This is a genomic window from Vibrio sp. Of14-4, from assembly GCF_022347625.1.
Taxonomy (GTDB): domain Bacteria; phylum Pseudomonadota; class Gammaproteobacteria; order Enterobacterales; family Vibrionaceae; genus Vibrio; species Vibrio pristinus.
Map to the genome: position 1 here is coordinate 1 of NZ_JAKRGI010000052.1, position 1,224 is coordinate 1,224.

Consider the following 1,224-nt stretch of genomic DNA (forward strand, 5'->3'; position numbering starts at 1 on the left):
GCCGCCAAATGAGAGGCATTGTTTAGCTTATCACCCTTTAACACCATCACCTCACCGCCATAATCGGCATCAAAGGTGGGCGTCATTGTCGCCCCAGCAGGGTCATTGTCATAGATTTTCCATTTGTCGCTGGGAACATGGTTGGCATCTTGGTACACACTGACTTGGGTCGCTGAGGCAACAGGCCGAAGCGCCACCTTACCTATCGAGCCAGAGCCTCGAACAAGAAACTTATTGACATGCAGAATACGGTTATCTGGCTCCACCGCTTTCAAGTCCGCCGCCAAATCGCGCCTTATGGTGTGCCACTGCCCATCAACAACTTTACCCATCCCATGATGTGCATAGCCTTTTTCGTTCAGGCTTGGCGTCATGGTTTTGGGGTAATAAGTCAGGTATCGATGCCCTTTTTCAGTCTGAACGCTAACATAAATCATCATCTCTTCTGAGAACTTCATGTCCCATTCAATCAGGCGCGCATCACGATTTTTCCAGCTGCTGCCTGTACTGTCGGCCGCCAAATGAGAGGCATTGTTTAGCTTATCACCCTTTAACACCATCACCTCACCGCCATAATCGGCATCAAAGGTAGGCGTCATCGTCGCCCCAGCAGGGTCATTGTCATAGATTTTCCATTTGTCGATGGGAACATGGTTAGCATCTTGATAGACACTGGTGGGCGTGTGGTGGAAACGCCGCGTCTCAATCTTATGACCTGCGTTATCGTATTGATGACGAGTCGTCACACCATCGCTGTCCACTTCTTCAATCAGATTGCCCGCGACATCATACTCTCGGCTGAGTGTACGAGCGCTTTGTGGATACCCTTGCGGGTAAATACGCACCTGCACCTGACGGTCACGTTGGTCATAACAGTATTCCGTCACCTGCTGCTTGCCATCGACAACACGGTGCACTCGCCCAAGCGCATCATACTCAGTCGACACCACTCGGTCCTCATCAGGGTTGGCACGGTCTTTTAACACTGTCTCTGCCGTGACGCTCAGTTTGCCTTTTTTGAGCCACTGCTGGGGGTCGGCGACGCGGGCGTATTGCGTTTCACGCACGACCCGGCCTTGACTGTCACGCTGGTATTCAATCACTTGCCCCGCACCAGACACCGATACCGCCAGGCGCCCCGCCGCGTCATAAAATTGCGCGGACACGCTACCATCAGCATGCTGAGTGGCTATGCGCTGACCGATGGCGTTATACACATAGTGG

The 1,224-nt window shown here is 52.6% G+C and carries 1 protein-coding gene; it reads right to left on the reverse strand.

Annotated elements, in window-relative coordinates:
* Positions 1-1,224: RHS repeat domain-containing protein (locus tag MHN79_RS20755; RefSeq protein ID WP_239174895.1), on the reverse strand; the 1,224-nt coding region annotated here is incomplete at both ends.